General features: G+C 70.9%; 23 protein-coding genes. 10 read left to right on the forward strand and 13 right to left on the reverse strand.

What is annotated here, in order from left to right:
- Nucleotides 1-8 precede the first annotated feature (8 nt).
- Nucleotides 9-1,643, reverse strand: a complete 1,635-nt coding sequence (locus tag ACWHYA_RS04340; protein WP_425942924.1) for an IS1634 family transposase — start codon at nt 1,641-1,643, stop codon at nt 9-11.
- Nucleotides 1,644-1,840: 197 nt separating this feature from the next.
- Between ACWHYA_RS04340 and ACWHYA_RS04345 the strand changes: the two genes are divergently transcribed.
- Nucleotides 1,841-2,557 carry a hypothetical protein gene (locus tag ACWHYA_RS04345; protein ID WP_425942923.1) on the forward strand — a complete coding sequence of 239 codons (717 nt, stop codon included), beginning with the start codon at nt 1,841-1,843 and terminating at the stop codon, nt 2,555-2,557.
- Nucleotides 2,558-2,589: 32 nt separating this feature from the next.
- Here ACWHYA_RS04345 and ACWHYA_RS04350 read toward each other — a convergent pair whose 3' ends face one another.
- Both ACWHYA_RS04350 and ACWHYA_RS04355 read right to left on the reverse strand, forming a co-directional pair.
- Complete coding sequence (locus tag ACWHYA_RS04350) at nt 2,590-2,724, reverse strand: hypothetical protein (RefSeq protein ID WP_425942922.1); 135 nt, start codon at nt 2,722-2,724, stop codon at nt 2,590-2,592.
- A 59-nt stretch (nt 2,725-2,783) separates the two neighbouring features.
- Nucleotides 2,784-3,125, reverse strand: coding sequence for a glycosyltransferase (locus ACWHYA_RS04355; protein WP_425942921.1), 342 nt, complete (start codon nt 3,123-3,125; stop codon nt 2,784-2,786).
- A 68-nt stretch (nt 3,126-3,193) separates the two neighbouring features.
- On the opposite strand from ACWHYA_RS04355, the gene ACWHYA_RS04360 reads away from it, so the two are divergent.
- Both ACWHYA_RS04360 and ACWHYA_RS04365 read left to right on the forward strand, forming a co-directional pair.
- Nucleotides 3,194-3,673, forward strand: coding sequence for a hypothetical protein (locus tag ACWHYA_RS04360; RefSeq protein WP_425942920.1), 480 nt, complete (start codon nt 3,194-3,196; stop codon nt 3,671-3,673).
- Between the two features lie 255 nt (nt 3,674-3,928).
- The gene (locus ACWHYA_RS04365; protein WP_425942919.1) at nt 3,929-5,455 is read left to right on the forward strand and encodes a polysaccharide biosynthesis tyrosine autokinase; all 1,527 of its coding nucleotides are present in this window, start codon (nt 3,929-3,931) and stop codon (nt 5,453-5,455) included.
- Here the strand turns inward: ACWHYA_RS04365 and ACWHYA_RS04370 are convergent.
- On the reverse strand, nt 5,452-5,709 hold the full coding sequence (locus ACWHYA_RS04370; protein WP_425942918.1) for a hypothetical protein: 258 nt from the start codon (nt 5,707-5,709) through the stop codon (nt 5,452-5,454). The genes ACWHYA_RS04365 and ACWHYA_RS04370 overlap by 4 nt on opposite strands.
- A gap of 41 nt (nt 5,710-5,750) precedes the next feature.
- On the reverse strand, nt 5,751-6,614 hold the full coding sequence (locus ACWHYA_RS04375) for a nucleotidyltransferase family protein (protein ID WP_425942917.1): 864 nt from the start codon (nt 6,612-6,614) through the stop codon (nt 5,751-5,753).
- 75 nt (nt 6,615-6,689) lie between these two features.
- On the opposite strand from ACWHYA_RS04375, the gene ACWHYA_RS04380 reads away from it, so the two are divergent.
- Complete coding sequence (locus ACWHYA_RS04380; RefSeq protein ID WP_425942916.1) at nt 6,690-7,949, forward strand: NAD(P)/FAD-dependent oxidoreductase; 1,260 nt, start codon at nt 6,690-6,692, stop codon at nt 7,947-7,949.
- A 6-nt stretch (nt 7,950-7,955) separates the two neighbouring features.
- Here the strand turns inward: ACWHYA_RS04380 and ACWHYA_RS04385 are convergent, their stop codons facing one another.
- A complete protein-coding gene (locus ACWHYA_RS04385; RefSeq protein WP_425942915.1) occupies nt 7,956-9,158 on the reverse strand; it encodes a dicarboxylate/amino acid:cation symporter in 1,203 nt (400 codons plus the stop codon).
- A gap of 90 nt (nt 9,159-9,248) precedes the next feature.
- Between ACWHYA_RS04385 and ACWHYA_RS04390 the strand changes: the two genes are divergently transcribed.
- The 6 genes from ACWHYA_RS04390 (at nt 9,249) to ACWHYA_RS04415 (ending at nt 14,359) form a co-directional block, all read left to right on the forward strand.
- A complete protein-coding gene (locus tag ACWHYA_RS04390; RefSeq protein ID WP_425942914.1) occupies nt 9,249-9,626 on the forward strand; it encodes a phosphomannose isomerase type II C-terminal cupin domain in 378 nt (125 codons plus the stop codon).
- Between the two features lie 74 nt (nt 9,627-9,700).
- Nucleotides 9,701-10,660 (forward strand): L-lactate dehydrogenase, encoded by a 960-nt coding sequence (locus ACWHYA_RS04395; protein ID WP_425942913.1) that lies wholly within the window; start codon nt 9,701-9,703, stop codon nt 10,658-10,660.
- Nucleotides 10,661-10,751: 91 nt separating this feature from the next.
- On the forward strand, nt 10,752-12,050 hold the full coding sequence (locus tag ACWHYA_RS04400) for an ABC transporter substrate-binding protein (protein ID WP_425942912.1): 1,299 nt from the start codon (nt 10,752-10,754) through the stop codon (nt 12,048-12,050).
- Nucleotides 12,047-12,982 carry a carbohydrate ABC transporter permease gene (locus ACWHYA_RS04405; RefSeq protein WP_425942911.1) on the forward strand — a complete coding sequence of 312 codons (936 nt, stop codon included), beginning with the start codon at nt 12,047-12,049 and terminating at the stop codon, nt 12,980-12,982. Before ACWHYA_RS04400 ends, ACWHYA_RS04405 begins: the two co-directional genes overlap by 4 nt.
- Nucleotides 12,982-13,881, forward strand: a complete 900-nt coding sequence (locus ACWHYA_RS04410; RefSeq protein ID WP_425942910.1) for a carbohydrate ABC transporter permease — start codon at nt 12,982-12,984, stop codon at nt 13,879-13,881. Before ACWHYA_RS04405 ends, ACWHYA_RS04410 begins: the two co-directional genes overlap by 1 nt.
- Nucleotides 13,882-13,933: 52 nt before the next feature.
- Nucleotides 13,934-14,359 carry a hypothetical protein gene (locus ACWHYA_RS04415; RefSeq protein ID WP_425942909.1) on the forward strand — a complete coding sequence of 142 codons (426 nt, stop codon included), beginning with the start codon at nt 13,934-13,936 and terminating at the stop codon, nt 14,357-14,359.
- Nucleotides 14,360-14,388: 29 nt separating this feature from the next.
- Here the strand turns inward: ACWHYA_RS04415 and ACWHYA_RS04420 are convergent, their stop codons facing one another.
- From ACWHYA_RS04420 to ACWHYA_RS04450, 7 genes are all read right to left on the reverse strand, one after another.
- Nucleotides 14,389-15,846, reverse strand: coding sequence for a sodium/glutamate symporter (locus ACWHYA_RS04420; protein ID WP_425942908.1), 1,458 nt, complete (start codon nt 15,844-15,846; stop codon nt 14,389-14,391).
- Nucleotides 15,847-15,991: 145 nt separating this feature from the next.
- Nucleotides 15,992-16,489, reverse strand: coding sequence for a hypothetical protein (locus ACWHYA_RS04425; RefSeq protein ID WP_425942907.1), 498 nt, complete (start codon nt 16,487-16,489; stop codon nt 15,992-15,994).
- Nucleotides 16,486-17,997: a long-chain-fatty-acid--CoA ligase gene (locus ACWHYA_RS04430; RefSeq protein ID WP_425942906.1), complete on the reverse strand. Its 1,512-nt coding sequence runs from the start codon at nt 17,995-17,997 to the stop codon at nt 16,486-16,488. Before ACWHYA_RS04430 ends, ACWHYA_RS04425 begins: the two co-directional genes overlap by 4 nt.
- A 46-nt stretch (nt 17,998-18,043) precedes the next feature.
- On the reverse strand, nt 18,044-18,403 hold the full coding sequence (locus ACWHYA_RS04435; RefSeq protein WP_425942905.1) for a hypothetical protein: 360 nt from the start codon (nt 18,401-18,403) through the stop codon (nt 18,044-18,046).
- Nucleotides 18,404-18,526: 123 nt separating this feature from the next.
- The gene (locus ACWHYA_RS04440) at nt 18,527-19,267 is read right to left on the reverse strand and encodes a maleylpyruvate isomerase family mycothiol-dependent enzyme (RefSeq protein WP_425942904.1); all 741 of its coding nucleotides are present in this window, start codon (nt 19,265-19,267) and stop codon (nt 18,527-18,529) included.
- 27 nt (nt 19,268-19,294) lie between these two features.
- Nucleotides 19,295-20,233, reverse strand: a complete 939-nt coding sequence (locus ACWHYA_RS04445; RefSeq protein WP_425942903.1) for a carbamate kinase — start codon at nt 20,231-20,233, stop codon at nt 19,295-19,297.
- A gap of 40 nt (nt 20,234-20,273) precedes the next feature.
- On the reverse strand, nt 20,274-21,161 hold the full coding sequence (locus tag ACWHYA_RS04450; RefSeq protein ID WP_425942902.1) for an SDR family oxidoreductase: 888 nt from the start codon (nt 21,159-21,161) through the stop codon (nt 20,274-20,276).
- Between the last annotated feature and the right edge of the window lie 8 nt (nt 21,162-21,169).

Genomic DNA, 21,169 nt, shown 5'->3' on the forward strand with positions numbered 1-21,169 from the left:
TCATTTCGTTAGTGCGTGAGCCGGCCGTGGTGGATGGCTTCGAGGATGGCCTGCTTGTCGGCGGGGATCTGGGGCGGGAAGGTCTGGCTGGTGGCGTTGATCGCGACGGTGGCCGAGCGCAGCGGGCGTAGCTGGCGGACGACGTTGCGGATGGCCAGGCCGGTGCGGTTCTGGATCTCGCGGGAGATGGCCAGTGCGGTGAAGACGATGGTCAGGTGAGCCTCGATCGCGTCACGCTTCCGGGCGAACAGCGGCCGGGCCTTGAGGTCGGTCTTGGACATGCGGAAAGAGGCCTCGACCTGCCACAGGTCGTGGTAGGAGGAGATGACCTCGCCAGCAGGCATCACGGTCGCGGGGATGTTGGTGACGTAACCCTTGAGCCCGACCAGCCGGCGGGCCCTGGCCAGGGAGGCCTCGTCGAGCACGGTGTCCCCGCCGTTCTTCTTCACGAACCGGGGCGTGCGGGCGGCCTTCTCCCCGGCGACGACGGCCTTGGCCCGGTTCTCCTGCAGGGTGAGGGTCTTGTGGTCACGCGCAGCGCGCTTGGCCGAGTAGGCCCACACCGCCCGCCACGAGCCGGGGTGCTCGGTCCGGTCCCAGGTCGGTTCGGCGCGGACCAGGACGTCGTTGTCGCTGTTGCGGCCGGTCCGTGGGGTGGTCGTGTCGATGACCTGCCCGTCGGTGAACGCCTCCCCGTGCCAGCGGAAGTGGGAGGCCAGGTCGATCGGGGCCTTGGTCACCCGGGAGCCGACGATGAACCGCAGGTTGGCCTCGTCCAGCTGGCGCAGGTTGGTCGCCGAGAGCATCCCGGCGTCGGCCACGACGACCATGTCGGCCACCTCGTGCCGGGCCTGGAAGGCCTTGATGATCGGCACGATCGTGGAGGTCTCGGCCTTGTTGCCCTCGAAGCAGCCGATCTCCAACGGGAACCCGTTGCGGTCGACCAGCAGCCCGACGACGATCTGGGGGTCGACGCGGCGTTCCTTGGAGTAGCCGACCTTGCGCAGGTCGTCCTCCTTCTCGGCCTCGAAGTACAAGGTGGTGACGTCGTACATGACCAGCGAGACGTCCCCGCTGGCCACCGCGTGCTCAAAGCAGGCCGTGGCGATCTGGTCCCGGTACCCGCGCTCCTTGGCACGGGCCAGGACCCGGCCCATCGTCTTGTAGCTGGCTGCCTCCTGGCCCAGGTCGGCCAGCACCCGGGCGGCATCCAGCAGCGAGGTCGGCTCCACGACCCGGGCCAGCACCAAGGAGGCGAAGACCTCGTCCTCGAGGGCGTCGAACCCCAGCTGGGCGTACACCGCGGCCAGCGCCTCGAACAGCACCCGGCTGTCCCTGCCGACCACCCGCCCTGGGCTGCTGCGCACCGCCGGCGGCGCTACGGGCACCGGGTCCAGCAAGGACGCCTCCCGTGCTGGTCGGGCCAGCCCCGTGGCCATCGGCTGGGGGTCCACACCGAGCTCCAGGACGCCCTGGCCCGGGTCCTCCAGCAGCTCCCGAGCCCGGGCCAGCAGCACCCCCAGCTCGGCCTCGGTGTGCGCAGAGCCGACGTGCTTGAGGATCCGCTGACGCCCCGCGGCGTACTCGGCGATCTGCACGGCCGTCGCTCCCGACTTCGTCCGCACCCGCCTGATGAACGCCACGACAAGGAGGCTAGACGCACCCCGTCAGTGCGTGAAACCACCCACTCAGCGACCGATCACCGCAGGTCAACGGACCGCCATCTCCAGATCGAGTACTACCTGTCCAAAGTCAGGACAAGTCGCGGCACTCGTCTGGTGGGGCCTAGGCGTCCGGGGCGGAGTAATCTCTGGTTGACGAACGTAAGGAGCACGGGGCAGTGGGTGCAGACACGGTGCGAGCGATTCACCTGGGCAGTCGGCAGAGGGTCCTCCGGTTCCTCCTCACCGCGATCCTCTTGCTCATCGCCTGTGCCCTAGCCGCGGAGGCTACACGCGCACTCTTAAGCACAGACGGGATGGTGCGGCGGGGGAAACTTCTGAGCCTCTTCGACGCTGACGTGGAGGACTCCTTCCCGACATGGTTCCAGGGTATGCAGCTAGCCTTCGCCGGCTTCCTATCATGGGCTTGGCGGAAGTCCGACGCAGCCGGACTCCGCTGGGGTTGGAGTGTCCTAGCAGCTCTCCTCATCGTCATGTCCTTAGACGAACTCATTTCGCTTCACGAGGAGCTTATTGGGCCGCTACAAAACGCCTTCGACATCAATAGCGGGCCACTCTTCTTCGCCTGGGTAATACCGGGGGTCATCGCTGCTGCAATTTTTGCTTTCGCTATGATTCCATTTCTGCGACAGCTTCCGAGGGTAACTGCAGTGCGTCTCATCGTCGCTGGTGCCGTTTTCGTCACAGGCGCGGCTGGCATGGAGCTCGTCGGCGGCCAAGTGGTGACCACCATCGGCACAGGATCGACGTACCGGTTGACTACAATTGCAGAAGAGTCGTTGGAGATGGTCGGAACGTTCCTTGTCATACGAACTCTGCTATTGCACTTTTCATTAAGCAATTCGTCACCGGTTGCACCCAAGGCCGAACTGTGAAGGGCTGAAGCACCCGACCGCACCCTCCGGCGTCAGCGGGCGGACCCCAGCGGCTTGCCGCTGTCGAGCAGGCCGTCCACCTCGGAGCGGATCTTGTCGATGAAGCTCGGCTCGTCGAAGGTCGCGGCGTGCGCCTGGATCACCTCGGCGTCCCAGGTGCACGACACCGCCTTCCCCACCGCCTCGCGGATTGCATCGGCAGTGACCTCCCTGAAGAAAATGCCGCTCAGGCCGTCGTCGACCGTGTCGAGGTAGCCACCCGCCGTAGCGCCACCACCGGCAACCCGCGGGCGTTGGCCTCCAGCGGGGCCCCGAAGTTCTCGTGGCTCGGGGCGAGCGGGCCCTTGGCGTGGGAGTAGATCCAGCGCAGCTCGCCGTCGGGCACGTCGGAGACGATGCGCACGATCGGCGGGGCCGCCGCGAGAAGGCTCTCCCGCTCCGGGCCGTTGCCGACCACCACGAGCCGCTGGTCGGTGCCGCGGAAGGCCTCGATCACGACGTCAACGTGACTCTTCAACTTTGAGCGTGGTGGGGCCCTGGCGTAGGGCTCGCGGCCCTGCGCCAGCATGGGTGTTGTCTAGGCATCTCATGAGCGAGGACCGCGAGCGTGCACGAGCGAGCGTACGTTCGACGTCGGTGCAGGCGTCGATCTTGTTCAACCTGTCCGGCTCCCGAGTCGTCTCGGCCAGCCCTGCCGTCGGCGAGGAGCAGCAGCGACCGGTGGTGATCGAGACCCTCGCGTGCGAGGGCGCGTGTCCGTCCTGCGGGATGCTGTCCTCGCGGGTCCAGGCCCGCCCGGTCCAGCACGTCAAGAACGTGTCCTGCGGGGGTGAGCGGCTCGACGTTCTCGTGCGCACGCGCCGCTACGCCTGCACCGAGGCGCTGTGCCCGCGGCGGTCGTTCACCGAGGAGACCGAGCAGCTGCCGGCCCGGGCCCGGGTGACGACGAGGCTGGTCGAGCAGATGATCAGCGCCTGCCGGGTCGAGCCGCGCGCGGTCTCTCGCGTCGCCCACGAGTCGGGCCCGTCGTGGCCAACGAGGTGGCCGACCCCAACAGCAACGAGCCAGCCCTTTCCCCGGGCAGGCGGTGGCTCCCCGCCTGCTCCATGTGCCTGACCGTACCCTGCTGGATGCTGGCAGACCGTGGCGACCGGGACCACGTCCCCGTCCGCCTCCCGGGGGTCGGCTCGGAGGGTGACGACGGCGCCCCCCTCGTCCCACCGACGGGCGGAGAGCAAACGGACGTCGTGCCCCAGCCGACGCAACTCGCGCTCCCTGGCTCTCCAGGCTGTCATCACCCCGCTGTGGAAGAGGCGGAGGACGCGCATACGGGTAGGATACGGGTGATTTCGTCGACGGGAGGAGGGCCCCGTGACCGTCCGTGACTTCCTCACCACGCTGCGCCAGCGGTGGAGGTTGGTGCTGGCGACGATGCTGGTGGTGGTCGCGGCCACGGCCCTGGCGACCCTGCAGACCCGTCCGATCTACGAGTCCTCCACCCGCGTCTATCTGCTGGCGAACAACCAGAGCGACTCGGCCAACGTCTACAACATGCCGGCGGCCGAGCTGGCCACCGTCATCCAGGTGGCCACATCCCCGATCGTGCTGGATCCGGTGCGCGAGCAGCTCGGGGTCGCGCCCGGCACGATGCTCAACGTCTCGGCCGAGCGCTCCGGCGACACCCCGTTGCTCGACGTCCGTGTCCGCGCGCACGACGCGCAGGTCGCCGCCGATGCCGCGACCGCCGTGCCGCAGCAGCTCGCGGCGGTCGCGCGCAACTTCTCGCCCATGCTCGCCACCAGCGGACAGTCGGTCAGCGCCGAGACGATCGTCCCGGCGTCGGTGCCGAACCGCCCGATCGAGCCCGACCCGCTGCGCAACCTCGCCCTCGGCGCGCTCGCCGGCCTCCTCCTCGGGGTCGCCTTCGCCGTGGCCCGCCAGGCCCTCGACCAGCGGGTCCGGGAGGTGCGTGACATCGACGCGCTGTCCGAGCGCCCGGTCCTCAGCAGCGTGCCCTACCGCAAGGACGACGACCCCCACGCGCTCTACCTCGACATCGACCCGTTCGGGCCGCAGGCCGAGGCCGTCCGTCGCCTGCGGACCAACATGATGTTCGTCGACGTCACGACGGGCAAGCACTCCTTCGTCGTCAGCTCGACGCTGCCCGGGGAGGGCAAGACGACGACGGCGATCAACCTGGCCCTGGCGATGTCCGACGCCGGCACCAGGGTGCTGCTCATCGACGCAGACCTGCGCCACCCCTCGGTCGCGACCAACATGGGCCTGGAGGGGGCCGTGGGCCTGACCACCGTGCTCCTGGGCGACGCCGAGCTGGAGGACGTCGTCCAGCGGTGGGGCGGCACGAACCTGCACGTGCTGGCCTCCGGCGAGACCCCGCCCAACCCCAGCGAGCTGCTCGGGTCGACGAAGATGCAGGACCTTTTCGACCGGCTCAGCGAGGACTACGACTTCATCCTCGTCGACACCCCGCCCGTCCTGCCGGTGACCGACGCGATGGTCATCGAGAAGCTGACCGGCGGCATGCTGCTGGTCGTCGCCTCGGGCGAGACCCGCAAGCGGCACCTCTCCGAGGCGCTGCGCACCCTCGAGACGACCGAGACCCACATCGCCGGGTTCGTGCTGACCAAGTCGCCGCCGCAGCCGAGCGCCTACTACAACTACTACAACGGGGACGACGCCCCCACCCGCCCCGAGGGTGCCCGGAACCGGCGCCGCCGGCCGAGCCGGCGCGACCGGCGGATGCAGGCGTCCCGTCCGCACGCTGAGGCGGCGGCACGGGCCCGGGCCGACCGGGCCCGGCTCACGGAGAGCAGCGAGGGGCTGGAGTTCCGTGCCCGCAGCCGGCGGCGGATCGACGAGCGGGCCGACCAGAGCTAGGCCGGCCGTCCGACGACGGCGCCCAGACGCTGGAGGCCGTCGAGCACCTCGACCAGGACCTCGTCGTCGACCTCCTCCGGGGTGACCTGCAGGGCGTCGGCCGTCCGGTCGCGGAGCTCCGGCAGATCGGTGCTCACCAGCGTCGCCCGGGCGACGACCGCTGCCGCCCCGGTCACGACGTGGATCTCACCGGTGCGCACGGGTGCCAGGTAGAGCGTTCCCCCGTGCTCCCCGTCCTCGGGGCGGTCCACCATCCCCCATCCGTCAGACAGGACCCACCGGGCCCGCCCGGGACTCACCGTGCTCCGCCCGGCCGGGCTCGCCACAGCTCGACGGCGGCACGCCGACCACGGTCGACGAACTCCACCGCGACCTCCCATGCGGTGGGCTCGTGCCCACGGGTGTTGGCCAAATGCTCGGTGTTGACCAGCGGTGCCCGCACGACGAGGCCGACCTTGCCCAGGACCGTGGGCTCGGCCTTGACCCGGGCCCGCCACTCGGCCAACCGGCTCCCGTCCCGCGATACCGCGTGCCACAGGTCGTGCTCTCGGTGGCCCCGGACCCGGTCCAGCTCGTCCAGGGCGGCGGCCCAGCCCACCTCTGCACCCACCTGCGGGACGAGCGCCACGACCTCGCCGCCCAGCCGAGGGTCGTCGACCAGCTCGGCGAGCCTGGGCTGGGTGCGAACCGTGGCCCCGTTGCGGGCCTCGTTGAGCGCGAAGATCAAGGCCTGCCCGGCCTCGTCCGGCACGGGGCACGCGACCGCCGCCAGCTCCCGCCTCTGGCGCCGGGCCCAGAGGACGTCGAACGCGGTCTCGTCCGGCCTGGTGCCGGGGAAGAACCGGTGCACGTCGGCATACCCCAGGTGGTCGTGCCAGTAGGTCTGGGCGTGCCCGAAGGGCGACCCGGTCCGGAAGCGCGAGCGACGACGCCACCCGGCGGCCTCGACCGCCCCGACGAAACGGCCCACCTGACTGGGCCGGACCAGCACGTCCGCGTCGCTGCCACCCGACGCCCGCGAGCGCCACCGCGGCTCGAACGCGATCCCCTTGATGTGCAGCAGGTCGACACCCTCCCGGTCGGCCAGGTGCTGCAGCGCAGCGTGCGCGAACTCGATGCGCACCTCCATCGGCACCTCGGCGGTCGGGACGTCCTGCACGCCCCCATCGTGCCACCCGACCCGGCGCTCGATCTCGACAGGCGAGGACGACGCCGGCCGCATACCCTGGCGAACATGCCCGCCCAGACCGAAGTAGTCGTCGTCGGGGCCGGTCTCGCCGGTCTCACCTGCGCCCTCACCCTCCAGGAGCACGGGGTCTCCGTGCGCGTCCTCGAGGCCTCCGACGGGGTCGGTGGCCGCGTGCGCACCGACGTCGTCGACGGGTTCCGCCTCGACCGGGGCTTCCAGGTGCTCAACCCGGCCTACCCGATGGTCAAGGAGCTGGCCGACCTCAAGGCGCTCGACCTGCAGAAGATGACCGCCGGGGTCGCGATCCGCTCGGCCCGCACGGCCGAGCTGCTCGTCGTCGCCGACCCGCGCCGGGAGCCGCAGCTGCTGGCGCAGACCCTTCGCTCGGGCAAGCTGCACCCCGCCAGCATGGCCTCGCTCGCCCGCTGGGCGGCACCGGCCCTGAGCACCAGCAACCTGCTGGCCACCGCCGAGGACGACGTGCCCCGCCGCCAGTCGATGGACGACGCCGGGTTCATCGGCCCGCTGCGCAAGATCGTCGACGGCTTCCTCGCCGGAGTCCTGCTCGAGGACGACGGCAGCACCTCGACCGTCTTCACCCAGCTGCTCGTCCGCACCTTCGCCCTCGGCACCCCCGGACTGCCGGCGGCAGGCATGCAGGCGCTGCCCGAGCAGCTGGCCGCGAGGCTGACCACCCCGGTGGAGCTGGGCAAGGAGGTCGCCGAGGTCTCGTCCGGCAGGGTCCGCACGGTCGACGGCGAGGAGATCACCGCCGACCTCGTCGTCGTCGCCACCGACCCGACCACCGCGGGCCGTCTCACCGACCGGCCCGTCAAGCCCGGCAAGGGCTACACCACCCACTGGTATGCCGTCACCCACGCGCCCACCGACCTCAAGGCCGTCGTCATCGACCAGCGGGAGAACCACGGGCCGGTGGTCGTCACGTCCGTGGTGAGCAACGTGGCCCCTGAGTACGCGCCCGACGGCCGTGCCCTGGTCCAGGCAAGCAGCCTCTGGCGGGCCGGCGAGGACCCTGCCTCGGACGCGGACGTGCTGCGGCACGTTGGCGAGCTCTACGGCGTGGACACCACCGACTGGCAGCTGCTGCGCCGCGACGACATCCCCTACGCCCTCCCGGCCGAGCCGGCACCGTTCGAGGAGCGCGCGGCAATGGAGGTGGCCGAGGGCCTCATCGTGGCCGGCGACCACATGGACATGGCCTCGATCGACGGGGCGATGACGAGCGGGAAGCGGGCGGCCGAGGGCTACCTGCACCGACGGGGCCTGCTCGACCAGGCCGGCTGACGGAGGTCAGCCGACCAGCGGCTTCGGCATCTCCTCCGGCGCCGGCTCGTCGACCCGGCCGCCACTGAGCTTGTCGACCACCATCGCGATCGCACCGTCACCGGTGACGTTCGTCGCGGTGCCGAAGCTGTCGATGGCGATGTAGGTCGCGATCATCAGGCCCACCTGCGGCTCGGTGAAGCCCAGCATCGAAGACAGCAACCCCGACGCGGCGAAGATCGCGCCACCCGGCACGCCCGGGGCGGCCACCATCGTGATGCCCAGCATGAGGATGAAGCCGATGAAGATCGGCGCGTTGATCTCGATGCCGGCCAGCACCATGACGGCCAGGGAGAACGACACGATCTTCAGCGTCGACCCGGCCAAGTGGATGGTCGCGCACAGCGGCACGGTGAACGACGCCACCTGCGGCCGCACCCCGATCTCGATCGCCTGGCGCAGCGTCACCGGGATCGTCGCCGCCGAGGACGAGGTGCCGAGCGCGGTCAGGTAGGCCGGTGACATCGTCTTCAGCGCCTTGAGCGGGTTGCGGCCGGTCAGCGACCCGGCGACGACGAACTGCAGGAGCAGCAGCATGGCCGTCATCGCGAAAACGAGCACGATGACACCCAGGAAGGTCGCGATCACCTCGGCGACCTGCCCGACGACCGTCATGTTGAGGAAGATGCCGAAGATGTAGACCGGCAGCAGCGGGATGATGATCTTGGCGATGACCGTCTCGATGATCGTCCGCAGCTCGTTGAACCCCCGCTGAAGCCCGTCGGTCGGCAGCACCGTCAGGCCCAGGCCCACGACGAACGACAGCACGAGCGCGGTCATCACGCCGAACACCGGTGCCATCTCGACGGTGAAGTAAGGGCCGAGCAGCGCCTCCTCCGGGTTGGTCAGCTCGGTGAAGTCCCCTGCCTGCAGCAACTGCGGCAGCAGCGCCCAGCTGATCAGGAAGGCCATCAGCCCGGCGAAAACCGTCGACCCGTAGGCGATCCCGGCGGTCACCCCCAGCCACTTCCCGGCACCGCGCCCCAGCTCACCGATCGCCGGGGTGATCAGCCCCACGATGATCAGCGGGATGATGAACCCCAGGAAGCTGGAGAACAACCCGTTGAAGGTGACGAAGACCCGCACCACCGCCTCCGGCAGGAACAGGCCGAAGACGATCCCCAGCACGATGGCGATCCCGATCCGGGGCAGCAGCCCGAGCTTCCTCATACTGCGATGGTCCCACCGCGCCAGGGGAGAGCAACTATGGGATACCTCACCGGGGCTGGCATCATCTGGGGGCACGAAAGGACAGGGTGGATGCAGGAGGGACCAGTCATGGGGGACCTGACCGAGGACGTCTTCGCGGTGGAGCGGCCGTGGGGGCAGTTCCGCCAGTTCGTCGGCAACGAGACGGTCACGGTGAAGATCATCACGGTCGAGCCGGGCCACCGTCTCTCGTTGCAGCGGCACCGTCGTCGCTCCGAGCTGTGGCACGTGGTCGACGGCCCGGTCGAGGTCTGGGTGGACGGTGACCGTTGGACCGCCGAGACGGGGCAGGACGTGTGGGTCCCCCGCGGGTCGACCCACCGCCTGGGCAACCCCGGCCGCATGCCGGCCCGGGTGCTGGAGGTGGCGTTCGGCGACTTCGACGAGGCCGACATCGAGCGGCTCGAGGACGACTACACCCGGGACTGACTCCCAGAGACGCGAGGACGCCGGGCCGCCTCGCCTACCGGCGGGTCACCTCAGGGGTGCGGAAGACTGGGCGCATGACGGACACCAGCCGCTCCTCGGCCAGCACGCTCGCGGTCATCGGCGCGGGATCGGTCGGGGCGACCATCGCCTACGCGGCGCTCGTCCGCGGCACCGCCCGCCACGTCGTGCTGCACGACGTCAACGCCGCCAAGGTCGAGGCCGAGGTCCTGGACCTCAACCACGGGCTGGCGTTCACCCCCATGGGGCAGGTCGAGGGCAGCGACGACGTCGAGGTATGCCGTGGGGCCCGGGTCGTCGTGGTCACCGCCGGCGCCAAGCAGCAGCCCGGTCAGAGCCGGATGGAGCTGGCCGAATCCACCCTCAACCTGACCCGCACGCTCATGCCCCGCCTCGTCGAGGTCGCCCCGGACGCGACCTACGTCATGGTGACAAACCCGGTCGACGTGGTCACCACCGCCGCGCTCAAGGTCACCGGGCTGCCGGCCAACCAGCTCTTCGGCTCCGGCACCGTGCTCGACTCCTCCCGCCTGCGGCACGCGATCGCCACCCGGCTCGGGGTCGCGGTGACGAGCGTGCACGCCAACGTCGTCGGCGAGCACGGGGACACCGAGTTCCCGCTGTGGAGCTCGGCCAGCGTCGGGGGCGTCCCGCTGCTCGAGTGGGACGCCCTGCACGGCGGCCTGGACGAGGCCACCCGCGAGGAGATCGCCGAGGACGTCATGCGCTCGGCCTACCGGATCATCGCCGGCAAGGGCGCCACCAACTACGCCGTCGGCCTGGCCGTCTGCCGGATCGTCGAGTCGGTCCTGCGGGACGAGCACGCCGTCCTGCCGGTCTCGACCTGGCTGGATGACTACCGGGGCATCAGCGACGTGAGCCTCTCCGTCCCCACGATCGTCGACCACCGTGGCGCGGGAGAGCGCCTGCTCGTGCCGATGACCGACGAGGAGATCGCGCTGCTGCGACGCAGCGCGGACTCGATCAGGGCGACGGCCCGGTGCTTCGGGTTCTGACCGTCCCGGTAAGGAGTCGCTTCAGCAGGACACCTCACGACGGCCCGCCCTACGCTGCCCGAGGACCACACGGGCACTCGAAGGAGAGACCATGGCGGGCAGATCGGTGGGGAGGACAGGACGACGGACGTCGGCCGGGGCCATCGCCCTGGCGACGCTCGGGCTGGGCGCCTGCAGCGCGGCCGGCGGGGACGAGCGGGTGGAGCTGGAGTTCTTCCAGTTCAAGCCCGAGGCGGTGCAGGCGTTCGACGACATCATCGAGGCCTTCGAGGCCGAGAACCCCGACGTCCGGGTCACCCAGAACCACGTCCCCGACGCGGACACCGCGCTGCGCACGCTGCTGGTGAAGAACAAGACGCCGGACGTCATCACCCTGAACGGCAGCGGCAACTTCGGCCAGCTCGCCCGGGCCTGCGTCTTCGCCGACCTGTCCGACCTGACGTCGGTGACCGAGACGGTCAACCCCGAGGTGCAGCAGGTCCTCGACGACCTCGGCACCTGCGAGGACCAGGTCAACGGGCTCCCGTTCGCCTCCAACGCCAGCGGGGTCATCTACAACACCGAGGTCTTCGAGGAGCACGGCCTGGAGGTCCCGACCACCTGGCCGGAGTTCCAGCAGGTGGTCGAGGACCTGCAGGACACCGACGTGGTCCCCCTCTACGCCACCTACGCCGACCGCTGGACCCTGCTGCCGACCTTCAACAACCTCTCCGGGGCCCTCGTGCCGCGCGAGTTCTGGCAGGAGATGCGCGCCGCGGGCGCCGACGCCGGACCGGACGGGCCGGCGTCCTTCACCGAAGGCTACGCCCCCGTCGCGGAGCGGTTCGTGGAGTTCTTCGGCTACGCCCAGGACAACGCCGCGGGCCGGGGCTACGACGACGGCAACCGGGCGATGGCGGAGGGTGAGGCGGCCATGGTCGCCCAGGGGTCGTTCACCCTGCCCGCCATCCGGGCCATCGACGAGGAGGCCCCGGTCGCGATGTTCGTCATGCCGGTCGGCGAGGACGAGTCGGAGAACGTCCTCGTCTCCGGCGTCGACGTGGCGGTCGCGATCGGCAAGGACACGGCATACCCCGAGGAGGCCCGGCGCTTCGTGGAGTTCATGTTCTCCGAGGAGATCGTCAGCTCCTACGCCAGCGAGCAGAGCGCCCTCTCGCCCCTGGTGGACGCCCCCCAGAACGACGACCCGGCCCTGGAGCTGGTGGTGCCGCTCTACGAGGAGGGCCGCCTGGCCGGCTACGCCGACCACCAGATCCCCGCCGCGATGAACCTGGAGGCTCACGTGCAGACCCTGGTGCTGAACAAGGATCCCGACGCCTTCCTGGAGGCGATGGACAACGAGTGGCGCAAGTACGCCCGGCGCACCACCGGGTTCGAGGAGGGGCGATGACCGTCCAGAAGGCGGCCCACGAGCCGCGGGGCACCATGCCCGAACCGACGGAGAGGAAGGCCCGCCAGGGGATCGGCGTGCCCCGCACGATCTGGTGGATGGTCGTGCCGGCGTTCGTCCTGTTCTTCGTCTTCCACACCATCCCGGTGCTGACGGGGATCTTCTACTCCTTCACCGACTACGCCGGCTACGGGGAGTGGGGCTTCGTCGGGCTGGACAACTACGTCAACCTCTTCCGGGACGAGCGGGTGTTCGGCGCCTACCGGTTCACGTTCCTGTTCGCGCTGGTGTCCACGGTCCTGGTCAACGTCATCGCCCTGGTCATCGCCGTGGGGCTGAACGCCCGGATCAAGTTGAAGACGACGTTCCGGGCGATCTTCTTCATGCCCCACGTGCTGGCGATCCTCATCATCGGATACGTCTTCAACTACATGTTCGCCAACTCCCTCCCCTTCATCGCCGACCGGATGGGGATCACGGCGCTGTCGACCTCGATCCTGGCCAACGAGGACCTGGCCTGGGTCGGCGTGGTGATCCTGGCGGTGTGGCAGGCCGCGGCGTTCAACATCATCCTCTACCTCGCCGGGCTGCAGACGATCCCGACCGAGGTCTACGAGGCGTCCGACCTGGACGGGGCCACCCCGACCCAGCAGTTCTTCCGGATCACCTTCCCCCTCATCGGGGCGTTCTTCACCATCAACATGGTGCTGTCGCTGAAGAACTTCCTCCAGGTCTTCGACCACATCATCGCGCTGACCAACGGCGGACCCGGCACGGCGACCGAGTCCATCTCCCTGCTCATCTACCGAGGCGGCCTGCAGGGCGGGGAGTACGCCTACCAGACCGCCAACGCCGTGGTCTACCTCGTCGTCATCGTCGTGCTGTCGCTGCTGCAGTTCCGCTTCCTGCAGCGCAGGGAGGCTGATTTCTGATGAGCACCGAGACCCGGGAGACCCCCGACACCCAGGACACCTCGACGCGTGCCGAGCCGCGGCGGCGACGGACGTCACGACGCGACGGCACCAACTGGCCGGCGACCATCTTCATCGCGATCTGCTCGCTGTCGGTGCTGATCCCGCTCTACTTCACGGTGGTCACGGCGTTCAAGACGCCCGACCAGCTGGGGGGCACCGGTTTCGAGCTGCCCCAGGGACTGGCGTGGGAGAACTTCTCCACGGCCTGGGAGCTGACGAACTTCCCGCGGGCGCTGCGCAACTCGCTCGTGGTGACGGTCGGCTCGGTGGTCCTCACCGTGCTCACCAACTCGATGGTGGCCTACGCGATCGCGCGCTACATGGACCGTTCGCGCACCTTCACCTTCCTGTACTTCTACTTCATCGCCGCGCTGTTCGTGCCGTTCCCGATCATCATGCTGCCGGTCGTCAAGCAGACCGCGCTCCTGGGTCTGGACAACCCGATCGGGCTGATCCTGCTCTACACGGTGTATGCCCTCAGCCTCAACGTGTTCATCTACGTCGCCTACGTCCGCTCGATCCCGATCGAGCTGGAGGAGGCCGCCAAGACGGACGGCGCCAGCACCTGGACGACCTTCTGGCGGATCATCTTCCCGATCCTGGCGCCGATGAACGCCACCGTGGCCATCCTCACGGCCATGTGGGCCTGGAACGACTTCATGCTGCCGCTGGTCATCCTCAGCGAGCCCGAGCACCAGACCCTGCCGCTCGTGCAGTACGTGCTGCAGGGGCAGTTCACGACCAACTACGGCGTGGCCTTCGCCTCCTACCTGATGGCGCTGCTGCCCATGGTGCTCGTCTACATCGTGGCCCAGCGGTGGATCATCTCCGGGGTCATGCGGGGCAGCGCCAAGTAGTGGGGAGCGCCCCTGGGACCCCCCGACGACGGCCGGGTGCCAGGATGGGGTGGTGACCACGCTCCAGCACTTCGAGGCCGCCTACACCGACGTCTACCAGACGGACGTGCTCTTCGAGGCGGTGAACGACCACCCCCCTATCCGGGCGACGCGGGTCACGGTGTACACCGACCACGTCTCCGAGGCGGGCAACGAGCGCACGGTCCGGGTGCGGGTCACGGTCACGGGTGACCGCCTGCAGCCCACCGACGACGGCTGGGCCACCGCCGGGCCCGCCATCCGCGCCTACGGTCTCGCCGAGGAGCCGGTCCGGTACGACGTGTGCCGGGAGGCGGTGCTCGAGGCGCTCCAGCGGCACGGTCTCGAGCCGGGTGACGTGGCGGGCTTCGCCTTCCTGGCCCCCTGGGAGGAGCACGAGCGCTCGCTGGACGCCGGCACGGCCGACCTCAGCGGGATGCGCAACGTGCCCGAGAGCTGACCCCCGCCCGTCCGACGGAGCGGCCCCCTTCAGGTGGTGACCGCCGAGGTCCCCTCGCGCGCCTCGGCCCGCTCCGCCTTCGCCTTGGGCGCGTAGTAGATCAGGCCCGCGCCGACGGCGATCGCGAAGATGAGCAGCATCGCGAAGAACAGCGGCCAGATGCCGGTGAGGAAGATGATCGGCACCGCCAGGGCGGTGATCATCCCGCCGCCGAAGAACGGCTCGAAGATGAGCTGCTTGTAGCCGAAGGCCTCGAAGGCCGGGCTCTCGGCGTCCGGGTCGGTGATCCGCATGAGGATCAGGCCGGTGGCCGTGACGCCCATCGACTGGCCGAAGTCGCCGATGCCGCGCTCGAACCAGAAGCGGCCGATGATGCGCGGTGCCAGCCACAGGAAGAGGGCGACGTTGACGCCGACGCCGGCGACCGCCAGCAGGCTGAACGCCCAGATGTTGGCGCCGATCGCCATGAGCGAGAGCGTGCCGATCGCGGCGATGATGAGGAAGTCCAGCGCCCAGCCCTGGATGCGCAGCATCATCTGGTGGTCGATGAGGTGGTCGACCTTGAGCGCGGCGGCGATCGCCTGGAGGATGACGCCGCCGATGAGGGCGAGGGGGAAGAGCGGGACGTAGGCGAAGATCTCCAGCGGGGTGGAGTCGTTGAGCAGGACCGAGGAGTAGGTCTGCGCCTCGATCCAGCGCAGCGACTCCAGGATGGCCCAGCCGATGAGGATGGCCACGGCGACCAGGGCCATGTGCAGCGACAGCGGCTCGACCGAGGCGGGGCGGGAGGTCATCGTGGCGGCGGGGTAGTACTCGTCCTTGCTGAACAGGCCCTTCTGCTCCTCGACGGACGCCTTGACGTCACCCTTGAGCAGCTCGGTGCGGCCGGTGCGCACGCCCCAGTTGATGAGGGCGATGCCGATGACGATGCCGCCGACGATCCCGACGGTGGCCAGGCCGACGGCCAGGTCGGCGCCCTCGGTGAAGCCGAGGTCCTCCATCACCCCGCGCATGCCGGCGGCGGTGCCGTGGCCGCCCTCGAAGCCGATCTCGATGAGGGCGCCGGTCATCGGGCTGGCGCTGAAGACGGGGACGAGGACGAGGGCGGCGAGCAGGAGGCCCACGACGTACTGGCTCGAGCCGAGCGCGACGCCGAGGGAGAGCTGCGGGCCGACCAGCCGGGCGGCCCGCTTCGGGCTGGGCAGGTCCTGGCCGAGGAACATCGTGGCGAAGACGACGCTGATGAGCAGGCTCGGCAGGGTGCGCCAGACCGCGAGCATCTCCTCGGTGAACACACCCCCCTCGGACATCCCCGGGACCAGCTGGCCGAGCACCTGGGGGCCGAGGATCAGCAGGAGGAAGCCGCCGATGATCGAGCTGGGCAGGAACAGCTTCTGCACCCAGCCGACCTTGACCCTGATGACCTTCCCGATGAGCAGGAAGAGCCCGAGGATGAGGAGCGCGAAACCGATCTGGTTGGGAGACATGCCGATCACCTTTGTCCGGAGGTCTGTCCGGGGAGTCTGACACAGGAGCGGCCTCCACGCCCGTCGGCGGAGAGCGTCGGTCAGGGGGCCTCTCGGTCAGCCGTCGCCGCCCTGACGAGGGTGCGTTCGGCAGGGCACCCGAGGGTCAGCCGTCGCCCACCCCGACGACTAGGGCCTGCTGCGCCGTCCCCTCCCCGCAGCCGTCCGGCAGGCCGTCGAGACGCTCGACCGGGACGCTCACGGCGTCCAGCCGCAGCGGACCGCCCACCTCGACCGTCACCTCCCCCCAGGTGACCGAGGGTCTCTCCCCGGTCCTCAGCTCGCTGCCGTCCGGCAGCACCAGCAGCACCGGCGGCCCCTGGCGGTCGAGGGCGAGGCACCCGCCGGGGCCCGTGATGAGCTGTCCGTCGACCGGGGCTGAACCGTCCTCCAGGACCGTCGCGGTGGTGACCAGCACGATGCCTCCGTCCTCGACCGACCGGACCTGGACCGTCGGCCCCTCCGTGGTCGCACCCGCCCCGTCGGGCACGGTGTCCACGACCGGTGACGGCACGGCCTCCTCGGTCTCCTGGGCGGCGCATCCTGCCGCTCCCAGCCCGGCGACCACCAGGAGGCCCGCGACGAGCGGTCGCCGACCGGTCACCGGGACCGCAGCTCCCGCTTGAGGATCTTCCCGGTCGCACCCTTCGGCAGCTCCTCGATGAGGTGCACCGTCCGCGGGTACTTGTACGGGGCCACCTGCGAGCGCACGTGCTCGACCAGCTCCTCCGCGGTCGCCTGCGCACCCGGGGCGAGCACGACGTACGCGCTGATCTCCTCGCCCAGCTCGGGGTGGGGCACGCCGACGACCGCGGCCTCGGCGACGGCCGGGTGCTCGTAGAGCAGCTCCTCGATCTCGCGCGGGTAGACGTTGAGCCCTCCGCGGTTGATCATGTCCTTCTTGCGGTCGACGATGAAGTAGTAGCCGTCCTCGTCGACGCGGGCCAGGTCGCCGGAGTGGAACCAGCCGTCGGCGTCGACGGCCTCGGCGGTCGCGTCGGGGTTGTTCCAGTACCCCTTCATGATGTTCTCGCCGCGGATGCAGATCTCGCCGATCCCGCCCTCGGGGTCCTCCGCGTCCCCGCCCGCGGCGGCGGCCAGCTTCATCTCCACCCCCCGCACGGGTATGCCGATCGAGCCCGCCTTGCGCTCCCGGTCGGGGTGGTTGAAGGAGGCGACCGGGCTGGTCTCGGACAGGCCGTAGCCCTCGAGGATCGAGCAGCCGAAGGTCTCCTCGAACCGGCGCATCAGCTCGACCGGGAGGCTGGCACCGCCGGAGACGGCCGTGCGCAGGGTGGACAGGTCGGGGACCTGGCCGGCGACACCGGTGGCGTGGGCGAGCATGGCGCCGTACATCGTGGGGACGCCCTCGAAGACGGTGACCCGGTCGCGCTCCATCACCTCCAGGGCCTTGCCCGGCTCGAACCGCGGGATCATCGTCAGCGCGGCGCCGGCCCCGACCGCGGTGTTGAGCGCGCAGGTCATCCCGAAGACGTGGAACAGCGGCAGGCAGCCCATGACCACGTCCTCCGGGCCGAGGTGCAGCAGGGTCTCGGTCGTGGTGGCCTGGTTGGTCTGCAGGTTGTCGTGCGTCAGCTCGGCGCCCTTGGGTCGGCCGGTGGTGCCGGAGGTGTAGAGGATGACGGAGGTGTCGTCGCCGGCACGCTCGACGATCTCCTCGACCGGGTCGGTGGCCTCCTCGCCGTGCACGTAGGAGCTCAGGCCCTGCGGGCCGACCGCCAGCACGGGGACGCCGGCGGCCTCCGCGGCGGCGGTGACCTCCTCGCCCGGCATCGCGACGAGGAGGCTCGCGCCGGAGTCCTGCAGGTAGTACTGGATCTCGCGCCGCTTGAACAGCGGGTTCATCGGCACGACGATCCCGCCGAGGCGCAGCGTGGCGTAGTAGAGGACGGGGAAGGCCGGCACGTTGGGGAGCATGAGCGCGACCCGGTCGCCGACCCCGATGCCCTGGCTGCGCAACCACCCGGCGAGCTGGCGGGCGGAGTGCTCCAGCTCGGTGTAGGTGAGGCGGAGGTCGTCCAGGACGACCGCCGGACGGTCGCCGTGCTGCTCGGCGGTGCGGGTGAGGTTGGCGGCGAGGTTGCTGCTCATGCGCGACTCCTGGGTGCTCGAGGGAGGGCCGGGGCGGGAGGGTGGGTCAGAGACCGCGACGGACGACCGTGGCGGCCACGACACCGGCGGCCACGAGGGTGGTCAGGCAGCCGATGGGCAGCGGCAGGCAGCAGCCGCCGACGGTGACCCGCGTGTTGCCGCGACGCCAGGTGCGGCCGGGGATCGGGCCGAGGCCACCCGGCTCGGAGGTCCAGCCCTCGGGCTGCTGGGCACGGCGCCGCGCCTCGTCCTCGGCCCAGGGGTCGGCGGGCTCGTCGCCGGGCGGCTGGTCGGGGAAGGGCTGGCCGGGGCCGGGGCCTGGCCCGGAGCCGGTTCCGGGGCTGGGAGGCCCGGGGAAGGACCCGTCGGGAACGTCGTCGCTAGGACCGGGGCGCGGATGGGTCATGGCCCCGATCGTGGCACCGTTCAGCCGTCCTGGCAGGTCGAGCGGGTCCTCAGACGCTGCGCAGCCGTGCAACACCGGTTGCGACGGCGACCGTCGTGTCACGACTGCGCGTCGGGACCGGTCTTAGGCCCAGGGCGGCGGGGTCGGGAGGCCGACGTCGGTCGACAACCCGTCCGTGCGGCCGCGCGCCAGCCAGAGCAGCAGCTGCCCCGGGGTCCCCGAGACCTCGGTGCCGCCGCCGGAGAGCTGGAGCGGCGGCATACCGGAGGTGTCGATCCCCTCCCCCGCCGGGGCGACCGGCATGAGGGTGAGCCCCGGCGCCCCGCCGGTCGCGTCCCACCGGGCCACGCCGCGGCGGAGCGTGCGCGCGACCCAGGCGGGGTCGGCGTCGTCGAAGGTGTAGCCGGCCTGCAGGTCGACGTGGTGGAAGACCACCTCGAGCACCCGCATCGCGACCACCTGGTGGCCCTGGACCGGGGTCCCGGTGCGGGTGCGCACCTGCGCCTCCCCGGCCGGGCCCGTGAGCGTCCCGGCCAGCTCTCGGAACCGGGAGGCCGTCACCTCCACGTCGGCGGCGATCTCCGCCAGGGGCCGGCGCGCACCGGTCTCGATGTCCCGGTCCCGCTGGGCGACCGAGGCGTAGGCCTGCCGTTCGACGCCGTCGCCGGCCCAGCGCACGAGGTTGCCCAGCGCGTCGGCGTTGCGGGCCAGGTGGGTGAGCAGGCGGGCCGCGTCCCAGCCCTCGCAGAGCGTCGGCCGGGCGGCGGCCCCGGCCCCGGCCGCGACCAGGCCGCGGCAGGTGGTCAGCAGCCTCCCGGTCTCGACGTCGAGCAGCGCGAGGTTCTCGGCGGCGCGGTTGGTCATCGCTGGCTCCTCGGGGAAGGACGGGTCTCAGTCCGACGGTACGACGATCGTCCCCGTCCTGCCCGCGACCGCCTCGGCGATCGAGGGCAGCGAGGTCACCACCGCGCGCGGCCCGCCACCCTCGACGAACCGGGTCACCGCGTCCACCTTCGGCAGCATCGAGCCGACGCCGAACTCGCCCTCCTCGATGTGGCGGCGCATGGTGACCACGTCGACCTCCCCGATCGGCCGGGCCTGCGGCGTGCCCCACCGCAGCACCGCGTTCTCCACGTCGGTGGCGATGACCAGCAGGTCGGCGTCCACCTGGCGGCTGAGCAGGGTGGCGGTGAGGTCCTTGTCGATGACGGCCTCGATCCCCTCGTAGCCCCCCGCCGGCGACGCCACGACCGGGATCCCTCCGCCCCCGGAGGACACGACGAGGAACCCTCGCGCCACCAGCGCCTCGACCGCCGGGGCGTCGACGATCTCCCGCGGCTCGGGCGAGGGCACGGTCCGGCGCCACCCCTTGTCCCCCTCGTCGCGCCACGACTGGCCCTGCTCCGACATCGCGGCGGCGTGCTCGGCGTCGCGGTAGGGGCCCACCGCCTTCGTCGGCTCCGCGAACGCCGGGTCGTCGGGGTCCACGAGCGTGCGCGAGACGAGGGCGGCCACCGGCCGGGGCGAGCCGGCCGCGGCGAGCTGGCGCTCCAGGGCGTTCATCAGCGTGAAGCCGATCGTCCCCTGCGTCTGCGCTCCGCACCAGTCCAGGCTCACCGGCGTCAGCTGATGGGCGGACAGCTCGTTCTTGAGCAGGATGTTGCCCACCTGCGGGCCGTTGCCGTGCGTGACCACGACCTCGTGCCCGGCGGCGACGAGCGTGGCGATGTGCCCGGCGGCCTCCTCGATGGCGGCGCGCTGGTCGTCCGGCGTGGAGCTGCCGTCCGTGGCGGTCATGGCGTTGCCCCCGAGGGCGACGACGATCCTCATGCGGGTGTCCTTCGGTCGGTCCGGCGACGGTGCCGGAGTGTCATCGGGTGTGCCTGCGCAGCAGCTCGGCCCAGGAGATGGGCGGGCGGCCGAGCAGCCGGGCCAGCGGCCCGGGGTCGGCGGGGAAGCCGCTCTCGTCGTAGGCCCGGAACATCGCTGCCAGCTCCTCCGCCGCGCCCGGGCCGAGCCCGGACCCCGGCCCCGCCCGCCACCGCTCGACGGTCGTCGCGGTGGCGGCGACCGGCCGGCCCAGGACACGGGCGGCGGTCTCGGCCAGGTCGGCGACCGTGAGCTCCTCCGGCCCGGCGAGCACGTGCGTCGACCCCGGCTCAAGACCGCCGGCGAGCGCGCTCGCGGCCACCTCGGCGACGTCGTCCAGGTCGACGAGGCTGAACGGCGCGTCGAGGCGGTACGGCACCTCGATCCGCCCCGCGAGCGCCGCCGGCAGGAGGTTCTGCTGGTAGGCGCACGGCCGCAGCACGACGGCGTCCGGTCGCAGCTCACGGAGCAGGCGCTCGGCCCGTCCCTTGCGCACGTGGTGCGGCATCCGCGCGTCGTCGGGGTCGGCGACGGAGTGGTGGACCACCCGTGCCACGCCCACCTCGGTGGCCACCCGCGCGGCCCGGGCGACCAGGTCCACCTCCGCGGGGTGCACGTTGGGCGCCACGAGGTATGCCGCGTCCGCGCCGGTGAGCGCGTCGACCAGTCCCTCGCCGGTCAGGGGGTCGGCGAGGAACCGGTCGACGCCGGCGGGAAGGTCGTCGGTCCCGCGGTCGCTCCCGGCCGCGGGACCGTCGTCACCGCGGGGCGACGGCGGCCCGTGCCGCGAGACCCCCCGGACGACCAGCCCGCGGCGCAGCGCCGCCAGGGCCACGGCGCGGCCGGTCTTGCCGGTCGCGCCGAGCACCGTGACGGTCGCTGCACCCACGGCCGGCC

Source organism: Ornithinimicrobium carbonis, assembly GCF_977012275.1.

Excerpts from the sequence above, each read along its gene's own strand:
- ACWHYA_RS04440 (WP_425942904.1), bottom strand. The coding sequence starts at position 19,267 with ATGACCAACCGCGCCGCCGAGAACCTCGCGCTGCTCGACGTCGAGACC.
- ACWHYA_RS04435 (WP_425942905.1), bottom strand. The coding sequence starts at position 18,403 with ATGACCCATCCGCGCCCCGGTCCTAGCGACGACGTTCCCGACGGGTCC.
- ACWHYA_RS04385 (WP_425942915.1), bottom strand. The coding sequence starts at position 9,158 with ATGAGGAAGCTCGGGCTGCTGCCCCGGATCGGGATCGCCATCGTGCTG.
- ACWHYA_RS04400 (WP_425942912.1), top strand. The coding sequence starts at position 10,752 with ATGGCGGGCAGATCGGTGGGGAGGACAGGACGACGGACGTCGGCCGGG.
- ACWHYA_RS04445 (WP_425942903.1), bottom strand. The coding sequence starts at position 20,233 with ATGAGGATCGTCGTCGCCCTCGGGGGCAACGCCATGACCGCCACGGAC.
- ACWHYA_RS04405 (WP_425942911.1), top strand. The coding sequence starts at position 12,047 with ATGACCGTCCAGAAGGCGGCCCACGAGCCGCGGGGCACCATGCCCGAA.
- ACWHYA_RS04410 (WP_425942910.1), top strand. The coding sequence starts at position 12,982 with ATGAGCACCGAGACCCGGGAGACCCCCGACACCCAGGACACCTCGACG.
- ACWHYA_RS04355 (WP_425942921.1), bottom strand. The coding sequence starts at position 3,125 with ATGCTGGCGCAGGGCCGCGAGCCCTACGCCAGGGCCCCACCACGCTCA.
- ACWHYA_RS04390 (WP_425942914.1), top strand. The coding sequence starts at position 9,249 with ATGCAGGAGGGACCAGTCATGGGGGACCTGACCGAGGACGTCTTCGCG.
- ACWHYA_RS04395 (WP_425942913.1), top strand. The coding sequence starts at position 9,701 with ATGACGGACACCAGCCGCTCCTCGGCCAGCACGCTCGCGGTCATCGGC.
- ACWHYA_RS04430 (WP_425942906.1), bottom strand. The coding sequence starts at position 17,997 with ATGAGCAGCAACCTCGCCGCCAACCTCACCCGCACCGCCGAGCAGCAC.
- ACWHYA_RS04370 (WP_425942918.1), bottom strand. The coding sequence starts at position 5,709 with ATGGTGGACCGCCCCGAGGACGGGGAGCACGGGGGAACGCTCTACCTG.
- ACWHYA_RS04380 (WP_425942916.1), top strand. The coding sequence starts at position 6,690 with ATGCCCGCCCAGACCGAAGTAGTCGTCGTCGGGGCCGGTCTCGCCGGT.
- ACWHYA_RS04420 (WP_425942908.1), bottom strand. The coding sequence starts at position 15,846 with ATGTCTCCCAACCAGATCGGTTTCGCGCTCCTCATCCTCGGGCTCTTC.